A 24,105-nucleotide genomic window follows, 5' to 3' on the forward strand; every position below is an offset into this window, starting at 1 on the left:
ACGGCGATGAACATCACACTCGATGAAGAACGGTGGCAGCTTCCCGATGACATTTCCTTGATGGAAGCGCTGGCCCAAGTCAGCGACAAGGCCCAAAGCAAGGGCTGCTTTGTGACGCAGCTTACCGTGGGAGGCCGGACGGTGACCGATCGCGATCTCCAGCCGTCGTTTCTGGCGCAAAAAGGCACGGACGTCGTCACGGTGGAAGCCGTGTCTCGCTCGCTCCGGACCATCATGTCGGATGCCGCTGTGACCATGTCGCGCTTTTCCGCGCAGCTCAAAAGTGACGGCGATGCGCTGGTCGGAGGATTACGGGCAGGGCGGGGAGGATTTACGGCGTTCGATACGTGGCTGGGCCGACTGGCCGATTATGCCGAAATCACCGTGGCCGGCCGTACGCAGGGATTGCCCGACACGGGCATGACGCGCGCGTTTCCCTGGATACAGGAGTTGGTCGATGCACGGGAGGCGGCCGACGCGGTTCGCCTGGCCGATATTCTTGAATATGAACTCCTGCCGGCTTTGCCGGACGGAGACCGGTGAGCTCCATTCGTTCACGATGGTGTCGATTCGTCACCAATCGCGGCATTTTGCCTGTGTCTTTCGCGGCTTAAGTCTTTCGGAGGGGAAACCGATAAGAGCCACGTGAGACAGGAACGGCACAGCGGCATGAGGCGCACATGGCCGGTGAAACCGTTCCCACATCGTCGGCACGGATGCTGATGATCGCGGTTTGGTGATCAGAACTTTCAGGAGGACGTGAGTCATGGCTTTAGTTGTCAATACCAATATGGCGTCTTTGTCGGCTCAGCGGAATTTGACGGTGAACCAGAGCATGTTGTCCCGTTCCGTCGAACGCTTGTCGTCCGGTCTCCGGATTACCCGGGCCAGCGACGATGCGGCGGGATTGGGCCTATCGGAAACGTTGCGGGCCCACATCCGCAGCATCAATCAGGCCGCGCGCAATGCCAATGACGGCATCAGCCTCACGCAAGTCGCCGACGGCGCGGCCCAGTCCATCGGAAACTTGCTGGCTCGGATGCGCGAACTGGCGACACAGTCGGGCAGTGGAACGGTCGGCACAACCGAACGGTCCTACCTGGACCAAGAGTTTGTGGTGCTGCGGTCGGAAATCGATCGGATCGCGAACGTCACGGAGTTCAACGGGAACCCGCTGTTGAGCGGGACGACCAACAGCTTCAACGTCTTTGTGGGATTCAAGAGCGGATCCAACAACGTCTTGACGCTGAATTTGAATGATCTCGATTTGAACTCGATCGGCTTGGCGAGCGTCAATATCTCCTCCGCCGCCAATGCCCAAAGCGCATTGTCCAATATCGACAGCGCCATCAGCGCGGTTGCGACGGCGCGAGCGACCTATGGCTCGGTCCAGGCGCGGTTTGACGCGGCCATCGCAAACCTGCAGGTCACGAGCGAGAACTTCTCGGCGGCCGATTCACGGATCCGTGACGCGGACATCGCCTATGAAACCTCGCAATTCACGAAGAACCAGATTCTGACGCAATCGGGTATTGCCATTCTCGCTCAAGCCAACGCGTTGCCTCAACAGGCGCTGGCGTTGTTGCGGTAGGTTCATGAACCGAGCGGCGGCCTCCGGATAGGGGCCGCCGCTCGGAATGAACAAAGGAGGAGAGCATGGTCCATAAAGTCACCAGTCGGACCGAGCTTCTGGCTACTGCAAGCGAGGCGAGTGCAAATGCTCCGCATCGAAGTCAGGGACAGGACCCAAGCGTTCAAGCCGCAAGTCCGCAACCGACTCACATAGAAGCCAATGATTTGCAGAAAGCCGTCGCTCGCGTCCGCGAGGTCTTTCAAAACGTCGAGCCACGGTTGCAGTTTGAAGTGGATCCTGATCTGCATCGGGTCATCGTCAAGGTTATGAACGGGGATTCCGGCGAAGTCATCCGCCAGATCCCGCCGCAGGAAGTCTTGGATCTCGCGAAGAATTTACAGGCCTTCAAGGGGCTGCTGCTCAAGCAACAGGCTTGAATCCGTTCCCGGATAAAAGGGACACCATGGCGACGATCAGTTTCGGCGGATTGGGCAACGGCATCGATTTCGGACAGGTCGTCACTCAACTGGTCCAAGTTCAGCAGTTACCGATCGACCGGCTGAATCAGAAAAAACAGGACACACAGACGAAACTTACTGACTACACATCGCTCGGGACGAAATTGCTGGCGCTCCAAAGCGCCGCGGACAAACTGCGGTTCAACCAAACCTTTGACCAGAACAGTTCGACGGTCAGCGATGACACCGTGCTGACGGCCACCGCTTCCTCGTCGTCCGCCGCCGGCAGCTATTCCATTCAAGTCACGCAACTCGCAAAAGCTCACCAGATTACCAATAAGGCGGCCAAAGCCGTCGGCGGTACCACCACCGACATCGTCAGCGGCGGATCGGCCGCATTTACATTTCGAGTGGGAAGCGGGGCCGACCAAACGGTGACGCTCGGCGAGGCGGGGACGTTGGAAGATTTGCGCGCGGCAATCAATGACCTGGGAGCCGGTGTGACGGCCTCGGTCATCAACACGGGGACGGAGTCCGCTCCCGCGTATCGGCTGACGCTCACGGCGACGAACAGCGGCGCCGGCAATACCATCACCGTGGTCGAGGACGGGACCGATCTTGATTTCATGAATGCGAGCGGCAGCGGCGGATTGGACACCTTGCAGGCGGCCCAGAATGCCATCCTCGTGATCGGTGATCCGGATCAGACGACCGTCAGCATCCAGAGGGAAAGCAACGTCGTGTCGGACGCGATTCCCGACGTCACATTGTCTCTGAAAGCCAAGACCGCCGCCGATGAGCCGGTGACCGTCAATGTGAGCCGGGATACCGCGGCGATCAAGTCGAATGTGAAAGAGCTGGTGACGGCCTATAACGATATCGTCAAATTCATCAATGAACGAACGACCTACGATGTCACGACCAAGACGGGTGGAGATTTCTTCAATGAAGGAAGCGCCAAGAGCGTCATCAGCCGTCTTCGCAGCGCCCTGTCGAACGAGGTCCCGGAACTCAGTACCTACACGAGCGTCGGACAAATCGGCTTTAAAACCGAGCGTAACGGGACCATCACGTTGGATGAGGCGAAACTCGATGCTGCGTTGAGCACGAACTATACGGCCGTGAAGTCCTTGTTTATCAACCAAAGCACGATCACCGGCGTGGCGCAACGAATGAATGTCGCGATCGACGCGTTGGATGATCCGGAAAATGGAAGTATTTCCATCCGGAAAAATTCACTTACCGATCAGATCGCGAAAATGTCTGATGACATCGCCAAGAAGCAAGACGCCTTATCCCGATATGAGGAAAGTCTTCGGGCTCAGTATGCGGCGTTGGATGCGTTGCTCAGCCAGCTCAGGGGACAGACCAGTTCTCTTCAATCACTTCAGACATCGGCGTAGAGGGCGTTATGGTGACAAACCCGGCTCAGCAGTATCGACAGACTCAGGTCATGACGGCGAACCATACGCAGTTGATTGTGCTGCTGTACGATTCAGCCGTGCAATCATTGGAATTGGCCCGCGAAGGCATTGTGGCGAATAACTACCGGGACAAGGCTCGTTTCCTGGATCGCGGAATGGCGATTGTCGGGGAGTTATCGAGTGTCTTGGATTTCGAGCGCGGTGGGGATATTGCCTTCTCGCTCCATCGACTCTATGACTATATGATTCAAGAATGCCTCCAAGCGAACCTGCGCCATGAAGCCGCCTGTCTCGACGGCCCCATTCGTTGTTTAATCACCCTCCGGGAAGCCTGGCGGACCGTGGCTGCACAAGGACAGACCGCCCATGCCGGACGTTGAGTCTCACGCCTCCGAGCGCGGAACAGAAATCGAGCGATTGACCCTTCAAGCGTGCCGGGCGGCCGAGCAGGGCGACTGGGATGCCGTGCTGTCCTACGTGAATCGCCGCGGCGAACTGTTGGCCGACGGACCCTTGCGGCTTGCTTCGCCCGATCGACTCAAGCAGTTGGACGGGCGAATCCATGCATTGGCTGAGACCGCGAAGACCGCGGTGGCCGCCATGCTGCTGGAAGCGGGACAGACGCGACGGAGGCTTCAGCAACTACGGGAGCAAGCGCCGGGACCGGAATCGACCGCGAGCCGGCTGATGAATGTGCGGGCGTAATCGTATCGATGTCGTTCGGGATAGGCTCTGGCGAGCTTGGTCCCGACTGTGACGGGAGCGTTTAATCCATGCCGCGCGAATCGGTCAAGCCGTCGGCCGCCACCTCGAGGCCTGAGGACCGGCGCGAGTGGTTACGCATCGACGAGCGTCTGTTTCTCGACTATCGGCTGGTCGATGAATCCGCCCACGCTCCGGCCCTCGACTTACCGCCCGTCACCAAAGACATGATCAGCGCGCTGGTCAATAAACCGACCGCTGATCTCATCGCGAGGGAAGGCGAGACGCTCGATGGATCGCCGCTGCTTCCCTGGATCAGTAAAATTGATTGGCTGCTTGAAATGATCCTGGCCTCGTTGGCCACGATCCATCCGGGCAGCGTGTCGACCCCGCGATTGACCGATGTGAATATCAGCGCCGGGGGACTGAGTTTTCTGTCCCCGCGCCCGTTCGGCATCGATGCCTTATTGGCGCTTCGCGTGATCATTCCTCCCTTCACTCCCATTCAAACACAGGCCCGTGTCATCCGTGCGGAGCCGGCGGCGCATGGCTCGGCGGGGTTCAAAATCGCCGTGGAGTTCAGCACGCTGGCGGCCGATGACCAGGAACATATTATCCGCCATATCATTCGGATGCAGGCGGAGCAATTACGTGCCAGAAAAGCCGAGACCGAGGGGTAGCCTTATACGGCGTGCGATGTGCTGTGGCTGGCGGGCACCTTCTCGAGATGATGTAGATGGTCGAGTAGGGCGTCCGCCGCATGGCGGAGGGCTGCGGATGAGGCAGCCGCCGGTTCACTTTCGACGACAGGAAGAAACGCGCGGACCGAGCGGGTCATGGCCGGATCATCCGGCACTTCGCCGAGCATGGCCAAGTCTCCTCCGACATACTCCTTGAGCAGCCGCTTCAGCTGTAAGACGTTGACCCGCGACCCGCCCGACAGACGATTGACGATCAGCAAGGGTTGAAATCCGACCAGCATCCGCGCCGCGGTCTCGGGCGCATTGGGATCCGCCGTCCTGACCTGTTCGACGACTTCCTCAATACTTCCAAAATCACGGTCGCACAGAGCGTCGCTGACCGCCCCGCGGGCCAGAAATCCCGACAAGACCCGGCGGATCGCCGCGAGCTTGATAAAGCGATAGAGATCCAAGACCGACGTGGGATCCGGTGTGGCGACGGCGAGATAGTGATCGGCCATGAGAAAGAAGTCGAGGGAATGGTAATTCGTGCCGGCCCCAATATCGACAATAATGATATCGGCGTCCAGCCGCCTGAAGTGCTTGATCAGTCGTTGTTTCTTTGCAAATGGGAGATTGGCGGTCGCAAGGGTTTCCCCGGTGCCTGGAATGATCCTGAGGCCTGGATGGGCGGCCGCCGGCTCGGCGATCGTCTCAAGATTGTCGATCCGCCGGTGGATGAAATCCGTCAAGGTCAGCCGGGGATGGAGCAATCCGAACAGGATGTGCGAATCCGCGCCGCCCACATCGAGATCCGCCAGCACGACACGTTTGCCGTGCTTCGCCAAGAGCAGCGCCAGATTCGCGGCAATGACGCTCTTTCCGACGCCGCCTTTCCCCGACCCTACGGAGATGATCGTCGCCATCGTGGCGCATTCCTCTCGGTTAGAGATCGTTGTCTCCCTTTCATCGGCTGTTCTTCTCCAAAACCTTAATGATCCCGCAGTTTCGACCAGTCCTTTGCCGATCGAACGCGGGAGGTTGCCGCCCGCCGTCCACCTGACGGGTGATTTAAGTTTGCGACACCCTGTACCGATAACGACATCCGTCATGAACGATGCAATGGCAGCAATAACCAGCATGAACCTGGACAGAAATGCACAGTCGGACAGCGAAATTTTGACCGTTCTGGAAGTCGCGCGCTTTTTGCGCGTGCCGAAATCGACGGTCTATAAGCTGGCGCGCCTGGGGCAACTGCCGGCTTCCAAAATCGGGAAGCATTGGCGGTTCCTGCGGCGCGATATCCATGACTGGGTGCATGCCCGCGGGTCGCAGAGCTGATCACGTCGCGCAGCGGACTCTGCAGAATCGAGGATCGTCATCTTTGGTGAAGATGCCTCGAGTCCGGAGCCCGTGGTTTGCGAGACCGACAAGGACGACAGGGATGAGCGATCGCAGTACAGTGAAGAAATCCGACGGGCACTCCATGGGTCTGAGCATTGATACCTTCAAGCATTTGCGGGATCTGATCTATGAACACACCGGCATTCATTTTCAGGAAAGCAAAAAGTATCTCCTGGAGAGCCGCCTTCAACCGCGCCTGCGGGCCTGCCGCTGCGAGACCTTCGATGATTACTTGACCTTCCTGCGATTCGACGCGTATCGCGATCGCGAATTCACTGAGCTCTATACGGTCATTACAACCAACGAGACCTACTTCTACCGGGACGAGGCGCAGCTCGATACCTTCATGCGCGTCATCGTGCCGGCCGTCATCAAACAGAATCAGGATACCAAGCAGCTCCGTATTTGGAGCGCCGCCTGCTCCACCGGTGACGAGCCCTATACTCTGGCGCTGCTGTTGCGGGAGCACCAGCCGTTGGCCAATTGGTCGATCGACATTCTGGCCACGGACATCAGCGAAAACGTGTTGGAGATCGGGCGCAGAGCGACGTACCGGGCGCATGCGCTGCGGAAGGTGCCGCCGGCCCTGCTGGCAAAATACTTTATGGGTGGCAAGGACGAATACCAGCTGGTGCCTCACGTGAAGAACCTCGTTCGGATGATGAACCTCAATCTGTACGACCGGCCGCGTCTCAAGCTGATTCGGGGAATCGACGTCATCTTCTGCCGCAACTGCCTCATCTATTTCGACCACAAGGCCAAAGATCAGATTGTGGCGGACATGCGCGGGGCGCTGCGTCCCGGCGGATATTTGATCATCGGGTTCTCTGAAACGTTGCATGACAAGAATGCCTTATTCCGACCGGTCCATGCCGGCCGTTCGGTGTTTTACGAGAAACTCTAAGGAGGATGTTCATGCCTGCCGATTTCAATATGAAGGTGCTGGTGGTGGATGACATGTCCACCATGCGTCGAATTGTGAAGAACATTCTCAAACAACTCGGCTTCACCAATCTGGAAGAAGCCGAAAACGGCCAGGATGCGCTCGGCAAACTGAAAAAGGAGAATTACGGGTTTGTCGTTTCGGATTGGAATATGCCAGTCATGATGGGGATCGACATGCTGCGCGCCATCCGGGCGGATGAACAGCTCAAGCATATCCCGGTCCTGATGGTGACCGCCGAGGCGCAGAAGGAAAATCTCATGGAGGCCATTCAAGCCGGCGTCAGCAATTACATCGTCAAGCCGTTTACCGCCGAGACGATGCAAGAAAAGATCAACAAAATCTTTAAATAGCACGAATTCGAGGCGCGACACGATGACACGGAGCAGCGCGGCGGCTCAGCGGAATCCCCGGGAGGGCGGCGACGGCCAAGACGGCAATGTGGAGTTGTATGAGGAATTGGGCGAATTGGCCCGCTTCATCGACACCACCATGCGGACGCTCTCACAATTCAGCGCACCCGTCAACTCGACGACGGAACAACTTCCACAAGCCTTGACGCATTTGACGGACCTCAAGCTATTGACGGAACAAGGCACCCACGAGGTCATGAAGCAGGTGGAGGCGATTCAGGACAGCCGCCGGAAGATGACGGGCACGCTTTCCGCGTTGGCGCAGACGCTGCAATCGGACTCCGCTCCGGCCGCGCGACAACTTCGCGACGTGATGGCGGCGCTCGAGGCGGATGACAAACGGTTGATCGACATCATGACGGCCTTGTCCTTTCAAGACTTGGTGGCGCAACGCGTCAATAAACTGGCGGCCATCATCGATGAAGTCGAACACAAACTGCTGCAATTGGTCGTGGTCTTCGGTCCCTATCAAAAACAGGCGACCCAGCAGGATCATGGCAAGGCCACGCAGATGCTGAAGCAACTCGAAGCGGCTAAGACCACGGCCATCGATCAGGATCTGGCCGACGAGATTCTGAAGCAATTTGGATTTAACTGAGGTGGGCCATGAGCGATGAGATGCAGGAAATACTCAACGACTTCTTGACCGAATCCGGCGAGATGATCGAAGTGTTGGACCAGCGCTTCGTCACCCTGGAATCCGATCCCACCAACAAGGATCTCTTGAACGAGATCTTCCGTGCCATGCACAGCATGAAAGGATCGGCCGGCTTCCTCGGCTTCACGCATCTCGTCGATGTGGCTCATCGGGCCGAGAACATCCTGAACAAGCTGCGGCAGGGCGAGATGGCCGTGGCCCCGGCTGTGATCACCGTCATTCTCGAAGCGGTCGATACGATCAAGCTGCTCATGGCCGTCATCCGGGAATCCGGCACGGACGGCCATGTGCCGACGGACGGCATTGCGGCCAAAATGGATCAAATCTTGGCCGGAACCTACGGTCAGCCGGCGGCTGCGCCGGCCGCCGTCGCCCCGTTGTCCGATCACAGTCGAAAACCGGCTTCATCCGGCGCCGCCCCAGCCGTTCCGGAGTCGGCCGGGAATGGTGTCAGCCAATCTTCTTCGGCCGCCCAGCCTGAGGTCTCCCGCCTGGGCGAAATCCTCGTCCATGAAGGATTGGCGTCCAAAGAACAAGTCTTCGACGCACTGAGCCAACAGCAGCATCAACCCGATCCGAAGACGCCATTGGGAGAAATCCTCCTGCAAGCGAAGGCGATCACCGAACGGGCGTTGGACCACGCGTTGCAAAAACAGGAAAAGCAGGGGAAGCCGGCCGAGGAAGATGCCACGATCCGCGTCGAAACGAAACGGCTGGACAGCGTCATGAATTTGGTCGGGGAGTTGGTGCTCGGGCGCAACCGCTTGATCAAGATCGGGACGCAGCTCGAACAGTCGCACGAAACGGACCCGCAGGTGCGCGTGCTGGGCGAGACGCTGGCGCAATTGAATCTCGTCACCACGGATCTGCAGCTCGCCGTCATGAAGACCCGCATGCTCCCCATCAAGAAAGTGTTTGCCAAGCTGCCGCGCATGGTCCGCGATCTGTCCCAGAAGCTCGGCAAGCAGGTGCGGTTGGAATTACACGGGGAAGAGACCGAGTTGGACAAGTCGGTAGCCGACGAGATCGGCGATCCGCTCGTGCATTTGGTCCGCAACGCCATTGATCACGGCATCGAGCAGCCGGCGGAACGGCAGCAAAAGGGCAAGCCGGGCGAAGGCATGTTGAGAATTCTCGCTAGTCAGGAAGGCAACAGCATTGTCATTCGGATACAGGACGACGGCCGCGGAATTCCCGTGGAAAAGGTCAAGGCGAAGGCGCTAGCCAAGGGCCTCATCAGCGAAGCGGAGCTAGCCACGATGGAATCCCGCGAGATCGTCAATCTGATCTTCCTCCCGGGCTTCAGCACGACTGAAAACGTCACCGATGTGTCGGGGCGCGGCGTCGGCATGGACGTGGTGCGCACCAATATCAGGAAGATCAACGGCAGCGTGGAGGTCGAATCGGAGACGGACAAAGGCAGCCAGATCATCATCAAGCTGCCGCTCACCATCGCCATCATTCAGGCGCTGATGGTGGAAGTCGAGCGGTCCATTTTCGCCATCCCGCTGAGTTCGGTGATTGAAGCGGTCCGCATCACCAAATCCGACATCAAGACGATCAATGGGCGAGAGGTGTTGCATCTCCGGGATCGCGTCCTGCCGCTGATCCGTTTGGCGCAGGAGTTCGACATTCCCGCCGATCCGAATCGCAGCCGATTCTATGTGGTCGTGGCCGCGCTGGGCGATCGCCGAGTCGGCGTTGTGGTGGACGAACTGCGTTCACAGGAAGAAGTCGTCATCAAGTCGATCTGGGATTATCTGGAGAATGTGAAGGGCGTATCAGGCGCCACAATTACCGGGGAAGGGAAAGTTGTGCTGATCCTGGACATCTCCGAACTCGTGCAGAACGCGAAAGCCTGGCACGGAGCGGCAATCGCAGCCGCGGCGGTAAGAGAGATCGTTCTGAGTTCCGAATTCTAAGGTCCACGAGATCTGCGATTCTTGCTTCGCGAGGAATGGGAGGCGCGTTATGTCGAATTTGATCAAGGAAATCGATGCGCGGACAAGACTCGCCGGCGCGAATCAAATGGAACTGCTGCTCTTCAAGCTCGGCACGAACGAAATCTACGGCATCAATGTCTTTAAGGTTCGAGAAGTCATGAAGCTGCCCGCCCTGACGCAGATTCCGGAAGCCGACAGCCGCATCGTCGGCATGGCCAATATCCGCGGCACCATGGTCCCGGTCGTCGGACTGCGCCAAAGCCTCGGCCTGGGTCAGGATGGCCAGACGGAAGCCCACCAGACCATGCGTGCGCAGCCGTATCTCATCATCTCCGAGTACAACTCCAGCTTGCAGGGCTTTCTTGTCTCGGGCGTTGATCGCATCATTCGGTTTTCCTGGTCGGCCATCAAGACGCCGCCCGCCATCATTCGCGAGAACAACAAGGGGGCGGTGACGGCAGTGACAATGTTGGATGACGGCCGGATGGTGCTCATTCTCGATGTCGAAAAAGTGCTCAATGACATCTGCCCGCGGCCTGACGACGAGGTCTTTGCCGGCGTCGTCAGCACGCCGGCCTTGCGGTCAAAATGCGTCTTGTTTGCCGACGATTCATCGGTCGCGCGCACGCAGATCCGCAAGGCACTGGAACGTCTGGGCATTGCGTTCATTCAAACGACGACCGGTAAGGAAGCGTGGGATCAATTGCAGGCCTTAGCCGGTCATGCGGCGGCCGAAGGCAAGTCGGCAGTCGATCAAATCCAGATCGTTCTCAGCGACATTGAAATGCCGGATATGGACGGCTTTACTCTGACCAAGAGCATTCGTTCCGATCCGCGGCTTTCGCATCTTCCCGTGATCCTGCATTCCTCCCTCACCGGCACGTGTAACATGGAAAAGGGGCGGGCCGTGGGCGCGTCGGATTACATCACCAAGTTCGATGCAAAAATATTGGGAGAGAAACTGTCCTTCCACATCGGCGCGGAGGGAGCGGCAACGCGTCAAGCCGCCTAAGATGGATGCCGGGCGGCGCTGATGCGTCGGTCATGATGCTGGTGGAGTGATGGGTTCGGCTCAAGCTTGCGAAGAGTCGGAAGAGCACGCGTATGAAGACCAATATCGGAGCAGGTTCACTGACGGAAAGGCCCGTGCGGGTGCTCATCGTCGATGATTCGGCGTTCATGCGCAAGAGACTGTCCGCTATGTTGGAATCCGACCCGCGCATTCAGGTGACGGGCGTCGCGAGGAACGGCGAAGAAGCGCTGCATCAAATGTCGGAATTGCATCCCGACGTGATTACGATGGATGTGGAGATGCCCGGGATGAACGGCATCGAGGCGCTGAGGCGCATCATGGCTGAACGGCCGACCCCGGTGATTATGGTCAGTTCGCTGACAAGCGAAGGAGCGGCGGAAACCCTCACGGCGCTGGAACTGGGCGCGGTGGACTATGTCCCCAAACAACTCGACGGCGTGGCGACAAAGATTTCAGAAATTCAGACCGATTTGATCGCGAAGGTTCTGGCGGTGAAGCAGGCGGAGCTGCGGATAAGCGGGTGGCGGGCGGGCGCTCATGCCATGGAAAACCGGTGTCGCGCGCTGAGTTCCCATTCGGTAAGCGTGACGCGAGGACAAAAGATGGTGGCGATCGGCTGTTCGACCGGCGGCCCCCAGGCCTTGATGCAGATCCTCCCGATGTTGCCGGCCGATTTTCCGGCCGGCATCGTTATTGTGCAGCATATGCCCAAATGCTTCACCAAGCCGTTCGCGGAACGCATGAATGCCCTGTGCCAATTGGACGTCCGTGAGGCGAGCGACGGTGATGAAGTGAAAGCCGGAGTCGTGCTGGTGGCGCCGGGCGGTGTGCAACTTCGGGTGAAACGCAAGACCTCGATCAGCATCGGGGTGAACCTGTGCCCGAACGAAGAACACCACATTCATGCGCCGTCCGCGGACGTCATGATGCAATCGGTGGCGGCGGTGTACGGGGAGCGAGGGATCGGCGTCATTTTAACGGGGATGGGGCATGACGGATTGGAAGGGATTAAGGCGATGAAAGCGGCGAAGGGACGGATTATCGCGCAGGATGAAGCGTCCTGCGTGGTGTATGGAATGCCCAAGGCGGTGGTCGATGCGGGGTGTGCAGACAAGGTGGTTCCGCTCTCCCATGTGGTGGGCGAAATCATGAATATGGTGTGACCATATCGTAGCGTTGAACGGTTTACTAAGGAGCAGCGAGGAGGAGGGGTTATGGGGACGATGATGAAGCATATGTCGATTGGGTCCAAATTCACCTTGACGATCTGCGCCACGGCAGTCGTGATGATGCTGATCGGCCTGCTGGTGATCTACCAGCAGGAAGAGGACAAGATGGACGTGATGCTCACGAATCGGGCGAAAGTCCTGTCGCAACAGATCCTGATCGGGCGCGCATATCTCGCTCAAAATTATGTGGGCAAGATCAAGAAGTCCAAAGCGGGAGCGGATATTCAAGTCCTGAAGGATCATACGAACACCCCGGACGCGATTCCCGTTCCGGCGACCGCCGTGCGCGAGATGGGAGAGGAAGCCAATAAAACCGGCCTCTACAATGCGCGCTTGATCAGCCAGAATCCCATCAATCCGATGAATCAACCGAAAGACACGTTCGAGAACGAGGCAATGCGGGCGATCATGAGCGGCGCCGAGAGCTATGCCCGCCGAGACGACGTAAACGGGGTGCAAACCTTCCGGCGCGCCGTCGTGGATAAGGCCGTGTCCGGCGCTTGCATCGGCTGCCACACCGGCTCTCAGGTCGGCGACGTTTTGGGCATGCTGACCGTCTCGCTGCCGATGGCGGAAGCCACCACCCTCTCGAATAAATCCATGCTGCAGAGTGGCGGACTGATGTTCGGCATCATCGCGATCATCGTGGTCGTCACCTATTTCATGCTCCGCAGCATGGTGCTCAAGCCGCTGGTGCAGATGAGCAGCATTTCCATGGACATCGCGAAGGGCGAAGGCGACTTGACGAAGCGGGTACCCGTCAGCGGAAACGATGAGATCGCGCATTTGGGCGGCTACTTCAACGAGTTCATCGAGAAGCTGCAGAAGATGATCAAGAAAGTCGCACACGTGACGGACAAAGTGGCCTCGGCATCTGTGGAGCTGTCGGCCACCGCCGAAGAGATTTCCAAGGGTACCGAGACGCTGACCTCGCGGGCGTCGCAGACCGCGGCGGCCGTGGAGGAGATGAACGCGACCGTCGGGCAGGTGGCACAGAATTCCGGCAAGGCCGCGAGCCTCGCGCAAGACACCGTGAAGACGGCGAAGGACGGGGGCGCGGTCGTATCCAACACGATCTCCGGCATGCAGCAACTCTCGGCCGCGGTGTCCAACTCGGCCACCATCATCGCGGAGCTGGGCAAGTCATCGGATCAGATCGGTGAAATCGTGCGGACCATCGAAGACATCGCGGACCAGACCAATTTGCTTGCGTTGAACGCGGCCATTGAGGCGGCGCGGGCGGGCGAGCAGGGCCGCGGCTTCGCGGTCGTCGCGGATGAAGTGCGGAAACTGGCCGAACGCACGACGAAGGCGACCAAGGAAATCGGCGATATGATTCGGCAGATCCAGCAGGATACCCGCGGCGCCGTGGACTCTATGCAGCAGGGGACGCAGAAGGTCTCGGCGGGGGTGGAACTGGTCAATAAGACCGGGGAGGCCTTGTCGCAGATCGTGCAGATGGTCTCGGAGAGCGCCGATATGATCCGGCAGATTGCGGTCGCGTCGGAAGAGCAATCGGTTGCGACTCAACAAATCGCCAGCGACATCGAAAACGTGGCCAAGGTGACGAAGGACTCGGCGTCCGGGGCGCACGAATCGGCGAAGGCCAGTCAAGACTTGAGCCAGCTCGCGGTGGAGCTCCAGAACATCGTCGGCGAGTTCAAGATCTGACGCCGCTGGATGGGAAGGTGACATGATGAGTGCAGCGACACCGCAGACCACACAGCACACGCAGCTCACGGCCGGTCCACAGATGATCGAGACGGGCGGTGGAACGTCGGCTGACGACCTCTGCCAGTTCGTCATCTGCCGGATCGGTCAGGAGGAATTTGCGGTCGATGTCCTCAGCGTTCAGGAAATCAACCGCCTGGTCGAAGTGACGAGAGTACCCAAAACGCCACGCTTCGTCGAAGGGGTCATCAACTTGCGCGGGCGCATTATCCCCGTACTGGATCTTCGCCGGCGGTTCGGGCTCACGACGAGCACGCAAACGCTGCAGAGCAGAATCGTGGTGGTATCCGTTCAAGCCAAGCTGGTGGGGTTCATCGTCGATTCGGTGGTGGAGGTCCTGCGCGTGCCGAAAAGCGCAATCGAACCGCCGCCGAACATCGGGAGCTCGGCCGGCGCTGAGTTCACGCAAGGGGTCGGCCGCATCGACGATCGGCTGTTGATCGTCCTGGATTTGAACCGGCTCTTGGTGAAAAGCGAAACGGCGTAGAACAAGCCAATGAGGCTGGAATGTTCAGGCCGGCGGGGGGGGACGCGGCGGAAGGATCGTCGGGGCGGCGCTTTTCAATGACCCGCTGCAGAAGCTGAACGGATTCATTCAACAAGTCGGTAGCGCAACTCATCGTGACCTGGAATTGCTGCATCGCTTCGGCCACGCGCCCTTCTTGCTGGAGCATCTGGAATCGACGATGCTGTTCATTGAGGATGGCTTGCTTCGCGTCGAGCATCAAGTGATCCGCAGCGCCCACGTGACACCTCCAGTCGATGAGCGCCACCGTATCAGACTCCTTCTCCGGTCCGCAAGCGCGGCGGGCCGAAAATCCATTACCACATGAGTGTTATGTCTGAAACATCGGGAGCATAAGGGGCACCGTGGATATCGCAACGATTCTCGGCGTCGTCATCGCCATCGGCTCGATCTTGGGAGGGCAGGCCTTGGAGGGCGGCCATGCCGGCTCTATTATGCAGCTCACCGCGTTCATCATTGTGATTGGCGGGACGTTCGGCGCGGTCTGTGTCCAGAATCCATTGCCGGTCGTGATCCGCGCGTTGGGCGCCGTGTCCTTGGCCCTAACGAGTCCGCGTCATGACACGAAGGCCATGATTGCGTCGATCTTGGACCTGGCCAATGTGTCTCGAAAACAGGGCTTGCTCGCGCTCGAATCGAAGTTGAAGGATATCCCCGATCCATTTTTCCGGAAGGGCATCCAGCTCATTGTGGACGGCACTGATCCTAAAGTAGTTCATGAGATATTGGAAATTGAGGTCGAACACCATGAAGAGGAGGGCGTCGTCGCGGCCAAGGTCTGGGAAGCGGCCGGAGGGTACGCGCCGACGGTTGGAATCCTCGGAGCCGTTATGGGGCTGATTCACGTGATGGAGAATCTGGCCGACCCGTCGAAGCTCGGCGGCGGAATTGCGGTCGCATTCGTAGCCACCGTGTATGGAGTGGGCGCGGCCAATCTGTTCTTTCTGCCGCTCGCCAATAAGATCAAGTTGAAATTGAAGGAAGAGGCCGGCTCGCGCAACATGCTGATCATGGGACTGGTCGGCCTGGCGCACGGTGAGAATCCACGGCTTCTTCAAGAAAAACTTGAATCATTTCTGCCGCCGAACGAACGGACGAAACCGGAGAAAAAGTAGGAGCGAAACGACGGTTTTCATTATGGCCAAGAAGAAGCACGAAGAGCATGAAAATCATGAGCGCTGGCTGGTGTCGTATGCCGATTTCATCACGCTCCTCTTTGCCTTTTTTGTCGTGATGTATTCGGTTTCCTCCGTCAACGAGGGAAAGTATCGGACGGTCAGCGAATCCATCAAAGCGGCGCTGAATCCGGTGGCCAGCTCACCGGCCAGTAAACTGCCGTTCAATGTCGGCGACGCCAAGCCGCAGGTGATCAAGCCTGATCTTTCCACGGTCAACGAACCGGCCATCCGCAAGATTCGAGAAATTCTCAAAATCATCCAGCAGAACTTCAAGATCGAGTTGCACGATGTGCGGGTCATCGATAACGGGAACGGGAGTATCACCATCTCGCTCCCGGATTGGATCCTGTTCCAGAGCGGAGCCGCGGCGATGCGGCCCGACGCCATCGCTTTTTTGAAGGCATTGGCCGATGTGCTGATCGAACTGGACCGCCATGTCCGGGTATTGGGCCATACCGACAATGTCCCGATCCGCACGGCACAGTTTCCCTCCAATTGGGAACTCTCCGCCGCCCGCGCGGTCATGGTCGTGCGAATCTTCACGGAATTGCATGGGCTGCCGGCCAAATACCTGTCCGCGACCGGGTTCGGTGATTCCCGGCCGATCTCGGAGAACCTGACGCCGGAGGGACGGGCGAAGAACCGGCGCGTGGAAATCGTCGTCCTCGAAAAACACTCGCATGAGACGGGGGACGAAGACATGCCTCCTATTCCGAACGAGACTGTCGCGGCCACTCCGTCGCCGGATGATCATCCATCGGCGGCTCCCGCACCGGGCCGATTGTGATCGCGGAGGGAATACTTCGAATCCGCTCAAGAATCGAACTGAACCAGCCGATATCAAAAGCAAGAAGCGAAAACCAGAAAGAGACGCCATGACCATTACCGAGTTGAAGATCGATCAAACCACGACGGTGCTTCGCCTGGAAGGCCAGTTTACGTATACGCAGCGTGGAGTCTTTCAAGAAGCGATTCGAAAAACCTGCCAGCAGGGGGCGCGCCAAATCGTCCTGGATCTGTCGGAGGTGCTCATTCTCGACAGCGCGGCGTTGGGTCTTCTGATGGTGACCTATCGGCTCTTGTCCAATGAGCGACGGCGGTTGGTCTTGGCCAGGCCTCGGACCAATGTCAAACAAGTCATCGAACTCGCAGGTCTGCACGAAATCATTCCACTGTCGGACGGCGGCGATCTCGGCGAGCTCAGGAAAAGCGCCTGATCGCAAGCATCACACGGAAGGGCCATAAGGAGCAGCTATGGATATCAAGACCCGCGTTCTGCCGACGGCCACGATTCTGGATTTGACCGGAGATTTGACGTACGCCAATCGCGGTGAATTTAAGGCGGCGGTGGACGGGGCGAGACTGGCGGGATGCCGGCATCTGATCCTCAATATGGAGCAGGTCCGGTTTTTGGACAGCTCGGCGTTGGGGATGCTGGCCTTGTTCTGCCAATCGTTCCGGCACAACCGATCGAAACTGAGTCTCCTTCGGCCTCAAGCTTACGTGCGGGAGATCATGAGCCTCGCCAGCATTCAAAAAATGATTCCCCTGTATGAATCGGAACAAGAGGCGGTGACGAGCCTCAATATCCCGATGGCCTGTTGATCAGATATCCGCATGCCGGCGTTTGAATGCCCCTTCGCACCAGCTGATTCGCCCGTTCTTCATCCATCGATTCTTTTGGTGGATGACGACGCCGTGACGCGCGCCCGGATGGCGGCCCGTTTGCAAAAGTTCGGTTATGCCGTCATCGAGGCCGAGAACGGGGAGGCCGGGTTGAGCGCCGCGCGCGCGCACCGGCCCAATCTGGTCATTCTGGATTGGATCATGCCGGGATTGGACGGCCCGTCGGTCTGTGAAGCAATCCGTGCCGATCCCATGCTGAAGTCCTGCCAGATCGTGTTGATGACCGCTCATGATGAGCCGGATCAAATCGCCGAAGGTCTGACGCGGGGCGCGGACGACTTTCTGAGCAAAGCCGCCAGCAGGCAGGAAATCATGGCCCGCGTTCAGGCAAACCTCCGCGCGAGCGCCTTGGTGCGGGAACTCGAACATACGCGCGACGACTTGAACCGGTCGAACCGGCAGTTGTCGGCCAAACAACAGGAACTGGAAGAGGAGTTGCTTTCGGCTGCCGCGTTCGTCTCGTCCCTGTTACCATCCCCAAAAGCGTCGTTTCCGGGCATCACTATGGCGTGGGCCTATCATCCGTCCTTGGCGCTGGGAGGCGATTTGTTTCAAGTCTCCCTGTGGGGGAAGCGGGTGCTCGGGCTGTCGATACTCGATGCCTCGGGCCATGGCGTGGCCGCCGCATTGCGGGCCGTCGGCCTGTCGAGTTTTCTGCGCGAGGACAATCTGGCGAAGTTCAGCCAATCGTTCGATCCCGGCGCGATCGTCACGCAGGCCAACCGGCAGTTCCCATTGTCAGACGACGGTGACTATTTCACTCTGTGGGTCGGCCGGTTGGACCTCGACACGTGGTCATTGTCTTTTGCGACGGCGGGACACAGCGGCGCGCTGGTGCAACGGGAAGACGGCTGCCGATGGCTGATCAACCAAAGTCTCCCGCTTGGCTTTGATTCGGACGCCCAATTTACGAGTCAGGAGATTGCTCTGCGTCCGTCCGATCGATTGGTCTTATGCAGCGACGGCATCTATGAAGCGCCGTCTCCGAATGGGGAGCTGTGGGGGCGGTCGCGATTGGAACAGCAGCTCGTCGCCAACCGACGACGGAATGTATCGGATTGTGTGAGCCGGACGATCGAGGTCGCCCGCGATTGGCACGACTCCGATCACTTTTCCGATGATGTAGCCTTTCTGGCGCTCGAAATTGAAAACGCCTCGTCATCTCGGAAGGAGACGATCATGCAGACTGATTCCGCCTTCAATCTATCCGCGGCCCTGCACCAGATCGACGGGGACCGCGAATTGTTTGCCGCGCTGGCGGGCCTGTTTATGTCCCAGGCGAAAATGGACATGGCGGGCATTCAAGAGGCGTTGGCGCAAGGAAACAGCCAAGAGCTGATGAAACGGGCGCATCGGTTGAAAGGGTCGGCCATGCAGTTTCATGCGACCGGTCTCCACGAGACGACCAAGCGGCTTGAAGAATTGGCCCGCCAGGGAGCCATGGCCGATGCGGCAAGCGCAGTCCATCTGGTGGAAGAACGGCTGGCGAGTTTGATGGAGGCGTTGGACCAGGCGCTCAAAAGAGAATGACCGTCAAACCGCCGGCAAAAACATTACTGATCGTCGATCACTGCCGTGATACGCGCGCCCTCGCGCTCGAACGGGCCAGAGAAAAAGGGCTGTCGGTCATCACGGCGCCCGACCCCGATGTGGCCAGGACCACCTTGGATCTGACCGTGCCGGATGTGGTGTTGACCGATATGTTTGCAGCGACGCAATCCGGCGTGCCGTTGATCCGCCACATCCGCTCCCGGTACCCCCTCTGTGCAATCATCCTGATGGCCGAAGAGGGAAATGACGCGGCGGTATTGGAAGCCTTGCGCGCGGGCGCGGTCGACTACCTCAACAAGCCGATGATCGGAGAGGAACTGAGCGAATCGCTGGATCGCGCCCTCATGGCGGCGGCGGGAACGGCGGAAGACATCCCCGGCATTGAGCGGCTCGAATACCGGCTGATCATCGGCACGGACCCCGCTTCGGTGGAAAAGAGCGTGTCCTGGCTGATCCAAGGGACGGCCATGATGTTGCCCGAGACCCAACGGCTCCATGTCCGGGCGACCTTGATCGAGCTGATGCTGAATGCGGTCGAGCATGGCAGCCTGGAAATTTTTTATCGCGAGAAAAAAGAAGCGTTGGCCAGGAATTATTATGAGCATCTGGTCGAGATGCGGAGAAGGGACGCGCGTTTGGCGGGGCGCAAGGTCACCGCCTGCGCCTCGTACGACAAGCGCGCGGGAGTGCTGCGCTATTCGGTGGCCGATGAAGGAAAGGGGTTTCCCTGGCGCACGTTGCTGAATCGAAGCGACGAGTCCTGCACCTCGATTGATGCCAACGGCCGGGGCCTGCTCCTCGCGCGCGCGTTCTTTCCCGATCTCGCCTACAACGACGCCGGCAACGAAGTGAGCTTTTCCGTGCCCCTGCCGTAAATTCCTCTTTTCCCGTATTTGATCCACATTTCCAATTCCTCATTCATAACCCTAAATCGAAAATATTGGGGAGAGGTCCGGCGGGACAAGCGCGATCATTGCCGAGAGGAGCGGGGTGCCCACCGAGGGTTTGTGCGGCAGGAAGGCCGGAACTGACCACGCTACTGTGGTCCACGGACCACAGGCACGGGAATTCCGGAAGGATTCCGCCGGGCAAACCCCGGAAGGGTCGCTACGGAGGCACGGAAGCGCCAGTTCCGCCGGACCAATGACTTCGGTTTAGGGTTCATTCTTATCCTTGACGATCGCGCGCCCGCCGGTTTATCTTCCTCCGAATTTCTCCTAACTTTTTATTATCGCGCCGTCATAGGAGCCACACATGATTGCATGGCGTTCGACCGCAGCAGCCATAGGAATGTTCATGCTGGCCGCGTGCAGCACCTCGGAATGGGTGCATCCGAACAAGCCGAAGGATGAATTCGCGCAGGACTACAACCGCTGTGAGGCAGAAATCCTGCGCGACCCGAAGCTCCAGCAGGGGATTAAGATTCTCACGCTCGAAGCGACCGAACGATGCGTGCAGAAAAAAGGCTGGAGGCTGATCGAAAAGGTAAAAGAGTGAATCAAGCCTCTGAGCAGGGGCGTCTATCCCACGCGTAGGCGGGTCATGAACTCGTGCGGCAACGGCCCCTTGTGCTCGACCCTCAGCGTCGAAATCGGTTCCTTCTGTCCATAGCTCCGCGAACACCAACCGGCGATCGGTTCCTCCGTTCCCTCGTGAAGCGAGCAGGTCCCGCCCTCGACCGTCAGAGACAGCGGCAGGCCGACCCCGTCCAGTTTATAACCGCCGTCAACCGGAGTCGGCCGGCATCCTAAATGCCAATTCAATTCCAGATGGTGGACGCCGGACCCCGTGAGCCAGTCCCAAATGATCCATGAACCGGGTGGTTCGTACGACACTCCGCGAAGATGCGTCACGCCGAGGCGGTCTTTGTAGCCGTAGTGTCGCGCGATGACCGTGATCTTACCCTCGGGCGTTTCATCTCTATAGACGAGATGCGTGTTGTAGGGCTGGGACCACGACAAGGGTCCTTCCTGCATGGCCTGATCCAATCCGTCGACGATGACCGTGTTATGTGCTCTCGTTCCCCGGAAATAGTTTCGCCACCGCCGGTCCCCGGTATAGGTGTAGGTGCCGGGATCGATCAGCACCTCATGCGATCCGATATGAAGCACAATCGAGAGGGCGTCGGCATGGCCATGCGCATAGTACGGCCCCATGCCCAGCGGGCCGTGATCGAAGATCGCCCGCTGAAGAGAGGCCCCCCGGATAATGGAGTAGCCGGAGAGATGAAAAGTCGTCAGGCCGTCGGGGCGTTTTTTGCCGATCCCCGGAAAACAGAGAGCGGGCGACAGGGCGACTCCATCATCTCCGTCGCCGATCCGAGGCAGCGTTCCGTCGGACATATTCTGAAACTCGCCCAAAAATGCCCGGCTTCTATTGAACGCGTGACGGATCTTTTCCGGAACCGCCTGTTGCCGGTGGTCCAGCAGGGAGACGACCAAGCCGTGGAGATCCGTGCTGAACTGCAAATACCCGAACCCCTGTTCGATACTCCCGCCGTCATGGCTGATGTGACGCGGCGTTTCTTGTTCCAGCAGATAGAGGCCGAACGCCGACCACCGTTCGGCGGAATCCATTTCGGGAAACAGGCCGCCGGCATGCACGAGCGCCGCCGCCGCCGCCAAGGTCTCATGGGGCGTCGAGCCGTGAACCGACAGGCGTTTTCTGATCAACTCCGCATGATTGAACACCAACGTCAGCACGGCGGGCCAGACCCGTTCCGGTGCCTGCATCCATGAGCGAATCAGATCCGTCGTGTAGCAGACGGCGAGCAAGCGCAGCGCGCATTCCATCAGCGAGATGTAATGGATGCCGGTCAGAAAGGGATTGGATTCGACCCAGGAACAGAGTTGCGCTTCACAGAGGGCGACCGCCCGATCACGAACCGCCGGTTCCGCTTTCTGGGCAAGCAACGCGAGCGTGACGAGATGTTGAAGCCGGGAGGGCTCCCAGGCCACGCGGATGTCGCCGTAGGCATTGCCTTCGTGGATCGGAACATGCGCGAAGAAGCTCTGCGGCCATCGCTTTCCCGTATCCGGCGCAAGATGCCAGCAGGAGCCGTCGGGTGTCCATTGCCACCGGTGTCCGAACACCGACAGGATTCCGCTCAACAGCCCGTCGATCTGCGGCTCGTCCAATTCGAACCGCCACGGCAAAAACGGCAAGGCAGGATAGGGACTGGCGCAGAATGAATAGGCGGGAATGTCGTCACTCTTGAACGATCGGGACAGAGAACCGTTTCCCAGCCGGTGTTGCACGTGCAACACCTGAAACAACACTTGTTCTCTGGTCTGCCGCCAGAGTTCGCTCGGGCCGCTGGCCGTGAGGGCCTTGAGCGGCCACACCAAATGGCGCGGCAGAAAAGCGGGATTGAATGACAGTTTGAGTTGCACCGAAACGTCCTACACGATCGAAATCAATTTCGCGGAAGAGGCCTGAGTCGCCTTGCCGTGCTGCAGGATGCTCTTGCCTATGCCGGTTGCCTGCATTGACTTGCACAGGCTCACTGTACGGCAATGCGGAAGCTTGAACAATGGCCTTTTCCACTACGGATGCCGATCGCGCAAGCCGTTGATGCACAGTACAATCCTGACGCCTGGAGGTCAATGTAGAAAATGGCGCCGCTCGATGGGAAATGTGGCACATTTGTGCCTTCCGCTTTCTCTCCTATTCTCGACTCGTGCTTGATATTCGCGCTACATGCGCGGACACGAGATTTCCTGGATGCAACTTCCTAATCGAGCTAAGGCTTATGGCAGACTAATGCAGGTTCGAACCGTATGGATGATTGATGCGGGAGAAGAGGCTCCGCGATTTATTACCGCATATCCGTTGTAAGATAGTTCACTCTCTTCCGCCGAGGCTCTTGCTTTGAACAGCGAAATGGAACGCGGACACCCTTATCCATACGTCAGGCGGTAGCGCATGTGGGACGCGATCAAAGCTATGGTATGGCCGGTAAAGTGTGTATTTACGACGTGCGCACAACGATGTATACTGCTTGTATACACAAGGAGATCCGGACTATGGCCGGTATGGAAAGAAAAGACGCGGGGCGGGGAGAGACCATCAACCTACGCGCCAGCCAAAAGCAGAAGGTGTTGATTGACCGGGCGGCAGAAGCGCTCGGGCGAAGCCGGTCGGATTTCATGCTCGATTCGGTATGCCGGGAAGCCGAAAGAGTGCTACTCGATCGGCGCTATTTTGACCTGCCGCCGGAGGCCTTCAAGCGTTTTACGGCCATGCTCGATAAGCCCCCGGCTACCAATCCTAAACTTCGGCGACTCCTGCAGACTAGGTCACCCTGGGACGAATGAGCAGGCGCCCTCATGAGATAAGCCCGCCCAAGAAGCTTTCCACGGAGCATGACCTGTCCGATTTCAATTCGGGGGAGGCGGTCTTGGATGACTGGCTCCGCCGGCGCGCTCTACAAAATGAAGCGATCGGTACGTCACGTACCTATGTCGTATGCTTCAATGAGCGGGTAGTAGGCTATTACACCCTCGCGAGCGGCGCTGTGACGCGTGCGGCAGCGCCAGGCAAGGTGAGGCGCAACATGCCCGACCCGGTGCCGGTCATGGTTCTGGGCCGGTTGGCGGTCGATAGAGAATTCCAGCGGGAAGGAATCGGAACAGGTTTGTTGCGGGATGCGATTCTGCGCACGCTGCAGGCGGCCGATATCGCCGGTATCCGAGCCATCCTCGTCCATGCGATCTCAGAAGCGGCAAGGCGCTTCTATGAGAGCCACGGGTTTATATCCTCGCCTGTTGATCCTTTGACCGTGATGATCACCCTCGCTGAAGCGAGAACAATGCTGGGCCACAAGGATGCAAAATAAGAGTCGAATTCGTAACCGCCGAAGGACGAACGGTCGCGGCGCTGATACTTAAGCCTGAAGACATCCGCACAATGGCCGACCGCGAAATTCTGCACGTCCGGGAATACTCATCTGCTGTTCAATAACTCACCCGAAG

The 24,105-nt window shown here is 58.6% G+C and carries 28 protein-coding genes; 26 read left to right on the forward strand and 2 right to left on the reverse strand.

Annotated features, from left to right (window positions below; translation table 11 throughout):
• Positions 1-6 precede the first annotated feature (6 nt).
• From ACWGXE_RS09350 to ACWGXE_RS09380, 7 genes are all read left to right on the forward strand, one after another.
• Entirely contained in the window at positions 7-543 is a 537-nt protein-coding gene (locus ACWGXE_RS09350; protein WP_447603142.1) for a hypothetical protein, read from the forward strand.
• A gap of 223 nt (positions 544-766) precedes the next feature.
• Positions 767-1,591 carry a flagellin N-terminal helical domain-containing protein gene (locus tag ACWGXE_RS09355; protein WP_447603144.1) on the forward strand — a complete coding sequence of 275 codons (825 nt, stop codon included), beginning with the start codon at positions 767-769 and terminating at the stop codon, positions 1,589-1,591.
• A gap of 65 nt (positions 1,592-1,656) precedes the next feature.
• Positions 1,657-2,010: a flagellar protein FlaG gene (locus ACWGXE_RS09360; protein WP_447603146.1), complete on the forward strand. Its 354-nt coding sequence runs from the start codon at positions 1,657-1,659 to the stop codon at positions 2,008-2,010.
• A gap of 26 nt (positions 2,011-2,036) precedes the next feature.
• Positions 2,037-3,434: a flagellar filament capping protein FliD gene (gene fliD / locus ACWGXE_RS09365; RefSeq protein WP_447603147.1), complete on the forward strand. Its 1,398-nt coding sequence runs from the start codon at positions 2,037-2,039 to the stop codon at positions 3,432-3,434.
• 8 nt (positions 3,435-3,442) lie between these two features.
• Positions 3,443-3,835 (forward strand): flagellar export chaperone FliS, encoded by a 393-nt coding sequence (gene fliS, locus ACWGXE_RS09370; protein WP_447603149.1) that lies wholly within the window; start codon positions 3,443-3,445, stop codon positions 3,833-3,835.
• Positions 3,822-4,160 carry a hypothetical protein gene (locus tag ACWGXE_RS09375; RefSeq protein WP_447603151.1) on the forward strand — a complete coding sequence of 113 codons (339 nt, stop codon included), beginning with the start codon at positions 3,822-3,824 and terminating at the stop codon, positions 4,158-4,160. Before fliS ends, ACWGXE_RS09375 begins: the two co-directional genes overlap by 14 nt.
• A 68-nt stretch (positions 4,161-4,228) precedes the next feature.
• Entirely contained in the window at positions 4,229-4,837 is a 609-nt protein-coding gene (locus tag ACWGXE_RS09380) for a PilZ domain-containing protein (protein WP_447603153.1), read from the forward strand.
• A gap of 2 nt (positions 4,838-4,839) precedes the next feature.
• Here the strand turns inward: ACWGXE_RS09380 and ACWGXE_RS09385 are convergent, their stop codons facing one another.
• A complete protein-coding gene (locus ACWGXE_RS09385; protein WP_447603154.1) occupies positions 4,840-5,763 on the reverse strand; it encodes a P-loop NTPase in 924 nt (307 codons plus the stop codon).
• Here ACWGXE_RS09385 and ACWGXE_RS09390 point away from each other — a divergent pair.
• From ACWGXE_RS09390 to ACWGXE_RS09465, 16 genes are all read left to right on the forward strand, one after another.
• The gene (locus tag ACWGXE_RS09390) at positions 5,750-6,178 is read left to right on the forward strand and encodes a helix-turn-helix domain-containing protein (RefSeq protein ID WP_447603156.1); all 429 of its coding nucleotides are present in this window, start codon (positions 5,750-5,752) and stop codon (positions 6,176-6,178) included. The genes ACWGXE_RS09385 and ACWGXE_RS09390 overlap by 14 nt on opposite strands.
• Before the next feature lie 103 nt (positions 6,179-6,281).
• A complete protein-coding gene (locus ACWGXE_RS09395; RefSeq protein WP_447603158.1) occupies positions 6,282-7,145 on the forward strand; it encodes a CheR family methyltransferase in 864 nt (287 codons plus the stop codon).
• Between the two features lie 5 nt (positions 7,146-7,150).
• Positions 7,151-7,537: a chemotaxis response regulator CheY gene (gene cheY / locus ACWGXE_RS09400; RefSeq protein ID WP_447603159.1), complete on the forward strand. Its 387-nt coding sequence runs from the start codon at positions 7,151-7,153 to the stop codon at positions 7,535-7,537.
• Positions 7,538-7,559: 22 nt separating this feature from the next.
• Positions 7,560-8,195 carry a protein phosphatase CheZ gene (locus ACWGXE_RS09405; RefSeq protein ID WP_447603161.1) on the forward strand — a complete coding sequence of 212 codons (636 nt, stop codon included), beginning with the start codon at positions 7,560-7,562 and terminating at the stop codon, positions 8,193-8,195.
• An 8-nt stretch (positions 8,196-8,203) separates the two neighbouring features.
• Positions 8,204-10,177 (forward strand): chemotaxis protein CheA, encoded by a 1,974-nt coding sequence (locus ACWGXE_RS09410; protein WP_447603162.1) that lies wholly within the window; start codon positions 8,204-8,206, stop codon positions 10,175-10,177.
• A 49-nt stretch (positions 10,178-10,226) separates the two neighbouring features.
• Entirely contained in the window at positions 10,227-11,210 is a 984-nt protein-coding gene (locus ACWGXE_RS09415) for a chemotaxis protein (RefSeq protein ID WP_447603163.1), read from the forward strand.
• Positions 11,211-11,302: 92 nt separating this feature from the next.
• A complete protein-coding gene (locus ACWGXE_RS09420; protein ID WP_447603165.1) occupies positions 11,303-12,394 on the forward strand; it encodes a protein-glutamate methylesterase/protein-glutamine glutaminase in 1,092 nt (363 codons plus the stop codon).
• Between the two features lie 51 nt (positions 12,395-12,445).
• Complete coding sequence (locus ACWGXE_RS09425; protein ID WP_447603167.1) at positions 12,446-14,131, forward strand: methyl-accepting chemotaxis protein; 1,686 nt, start codon at positions 12,446-12,448, stop codon at positions 14,129-14,131.
• 25 nt (positions 14,132-14,156) lie between these two features.
• Positions 14,157-14,678, forward strand: a complete 522-nt coding sequence (locus ACWGXE_RS09430) for a chemotaxis protein CheW (RefSeq protein WP_447603919.1) — start codon at positions 14,157-14,159, stop codon at positions 14,676-14,678.
• 383 nt (positions 14,679-15,061) lie between these two features.
• Positions 15,062-15,832: a flagellar motor protein gene (locus tag ACWGXE_RS09435; protein WP_447603169.1), complete on the forward strand. Its 771-nt coding sequence runs from the start codon at positions 15,062-15,064 to the stop codon at positions 15,830-15,832.
• Between the two features lie 22 nt (positions 15,833-15,854).
• Positions 15,855-16,682 carry a flagellar motor protein MotB gene (locus ACWGXE_RS09440; RefSeq protein ID WP_447603171.1) on the forward strand — a complete coding sequence of 276 codons (828 nt, stop codon included), beginning with the start codon at positions 15,855-15,857 and terminating at the stop codon, positions 16,680-16,682.
• 88 nt (positions 16,683-16,770) lie between these two features.
• The gene (locus ACWGXE_RS09445) at positions 16,771-17,112 is read left to right on the forward strand and encodes an STAS domain-containing protein (protein ID WP_447603173.1); all 342 of its coding nucleotides are present in this window, start codon (positions 16,771-16,773) and stop codon (positions 17,110-17,112) included.
• Between the two features lie 37 nt (positions 17,113-17,149).
• Positions 17,150-17,500: an STAS domain-containing protein gene (locus tag ACWGXE_RS09450; protein WP_447603175.1), complete on the forward strand. Its 351-nt coding sequence runs from the start codon at positions 17,150-17,152 to the stop codon at positions 17,498-17,500.
• 93 nt (positions 17,501-17,593) lie between these two features.
• On the forward strand, positions 17,594-19,111 hold the full coding sequence (locus ACWGXE_RS09455; protein WP_447603177.1) for a SpoIIE family protein phosphatase: 1,518 nt from the start codon (positions 17,594-17,596) through the stop codon (positions 19,109-19,111).
• Positions 19,108-20,007: a response regulator gene (locus ACWGXE_RS09460; RefSeq protein WP_447603179.1), complete on the forward strand. Its 900-nt coding sequence runs from the start codon at positions 19,108-19,110 to the stop codon at positions 20,005-20,007. Before ACWGXE_RS09455 ends, ACWGXE_RS09460 begins: the two co-directional genes overlap by 4 nt.
• Before the next feature lie 379 nt (positions 20,008-20,386).
• Entirely contained in the window at positions 20,387-20,629 is a 243-nt protein-coding gene (locus ACWGXE_RS09465) for a hypothetical protein (RefSeq protein WP_447603181.1), read from the forward strand.
• Positions 20,630-20,652: 23 nt separating this feature from the next.
• Here ACWGXE_RS09465 and ACWGXE_RS09470 read toward each other — a convergent pair whose 3' ends face one another.
• Positions 20,653-22,524: a heparinase II/III family protein gene (locus ACWGXE_RS09470; protein WP_447603183.1), complete on the reverse strand. Its 1,872-nt coding sequence runs from the start codon at positions 22,522-22,524 to the stop codon at positions 20,653-20,655.
• A gap of 391 nt (positions 22,525-22,915) precedes the next feature.
• Here ACWGXE_RS09470 and ACWGXE_RS09475 point away from each other — a divergent pair, with 391 nt between their 5' ends.
• The 3 genes from ACWGXE_RS09475 to ACWGXE_RS09485 all read left to right on the forward strand — a co-directional run bounded on the left by ACWGXE_RS09475 (position 22,916) and on the right by ACWGXE_RS09485 (position 23,969).
• Positions 22,916-22,969, forward strand: a complete 54-nt coding sequence (locus ACWGXE_RS09475; protein ID WP_447603921.1) for a hypothetical protein — start codon at positions 22,916-22,918, stop codon at positions 22,967-22,969.
• Between the two features lie 188 nt (positions 22,970-23,157).
• Positions 23,158-23,448, forward strand: a complete 291-nt coding sequence (locus ACWGXE_RS09480) for a type II toxin-antitoxin system TacA family antitoxin (protein WP_447603184.1) — start codon at positions 23,158-23,160, stop codon at positions 23,446-23,448.
• Positions 23,445-23,969 carry a GNAT family N-acetyltransferase gene (locus ACWGXE_RS09485; RefSeq protein WP_447603185.1) on the forward strand — a complete coding sequence of 175 codons (525 nt, stop codon included), beginning with the start codon at positions 23,445-23,447 and terminating at the stop codon, positions 23,967-23,969. Before ACWGXE_RS09480 ends, ACWGXE_RS09485 begins: the two co-directional genes overlap by 4 nt.
• Positions 23,970-24,105 lie beyond the last annotated feature (136 nt).

The organism is Nitrospira sp. Nam80, assembly GCF_965152575.1.